General features: G+C 73.8%; 1 protein-coding gene. It reads left to right on the top strand.

The window, feature by feature from the left end; all coding sequences use genetic code 11:
* Positions 1 to 1,403, top strand: a 1,403-nt coding sequence (locus R6V09_RS53180; RefSeq protein ID WP_317888561.1) for a non-ribosomal peptide synthetase, incomplete at both ends; no start/stop codon positions are given.

Raw genomic sequence — 1,403 nt, 5'->3', positions numbered from 1 at the left:
CCGTGTCGCGCGGATCCTGGAGGCCGGCCGGCCACCCCTGCTGCTGTGCGCGGACGGCGCGGGCCGGGCTCTCGCGGAAATCCCCCCGTGCACCACGGCCCACGAACTCTCCGACATCGCCCTGCCGTCGGACGACCCCTTCGCCTTCGCTCCGCCGCCGGTCGACCCGGGCCGCTCCCCGCTGGCGTACATCATGTTCACCTCCGGCAGCACCGGGACGCCCAAGGGCGTGATGGTCGAGCACCGCGGAGTCGTACGCCTCGTCAAGGACACCGACTACCTCGACTTCTCTCCCGACCGCAGGTTCGCGCACTGCGCGGCCCTGGAGTTCGACGCCTCGACCCTGGAGATCTGGGGCCCGCTGCTGAACGGCGGCAGCCTCTGCGTGATCGACACCCGCACGGCGGTCGTACCGGCCCTCTTCGGACGGGCGCTGCGCGCCCACGGCGTGACCACCTGCTGGCTCACCGCACCGCTGTTCCACCAACTGGCGGACGAGGACCCGGAGATCTTCGCTCCGCTCACCGACCTGCTGACCGGCGGCGACGTCGTGTCCCCGGACCACGTCAACCGCGTCCTCGTCCGCAACCCCGGCCTGCGGGTCCACAACGGTTACGGGCCCACGGAGAACACGACGTTCACCACCGTGCACACCCTCGACCGCCCGCACGAGGGCCCGATCCCGATCGGGCGTCCCCTCCGCGGTACGACGGTCAGCGTCCGTGACGAGCGGGGCCGCCCGGTACCGCCCGGCACCGTCGGTGAACTGTGGGCGGCGGGCGACGGCCTGGCCCGCGGCTACCTGGGGCGGCCCGACCTGACCGGGCAGCGGTTCGTGCTGCGCGACGGGGTCAGGCACTACCGCACCGGCGACCGCGTCCGCATGGACGAGCGGGGCCTGCTGCACTTCCACGGTCGCGGGGACGGCCAGGTGAAGATCTCCGGCAACCTGGTCGACGTCGCCGAGGTCAACGCCGCGTTCGTCGCTCTCCCCGGCGTCCTCGACGCGTACACCAGGGCCGTCGGCGGCCCCACCGAGGACAAGCACCTGATCGCCCACGTGGTGGCGCCCGGCCTCGACGAGGCCGCCGTCCGCAGCGGGCTGCGCGGCCTCCTGCCCGCCTTCATGCACCCGCGGCACGTGGTCCTCGTGGACCGGCTGCCCCTGGGACCCACCGGCAAGGTCGACTGGCGCACCCTGCCGGTCCCGTCGGCCGCCCCGGCCCGCGAACCCGCCGCGCAGACGCCCGGACAGGCCCGGCTCGCCGCACTGTGGGCGGACGTACTGGACGTGCCGGCCCACTCGATCGCCGCCGCCGACGACTTCTTCGCCCTCGGCGGGAACTCGATCCGCCTCGGCACGGTCGTCGGCCGCATCGGACGCGAGCTCGACGTGGCGCTCC

The organism is Streptomyces sp. W16 (assembly GCF_033194735.1).
Classification (GTDB): Bacteria; Actinomycetota; Actinomycetes; order Streptomycetales; family Streptomycetaceae; genus Streptomyces.
This window is presented reverse-complemented; position numbering and strand designations above follow the sequence as displayed.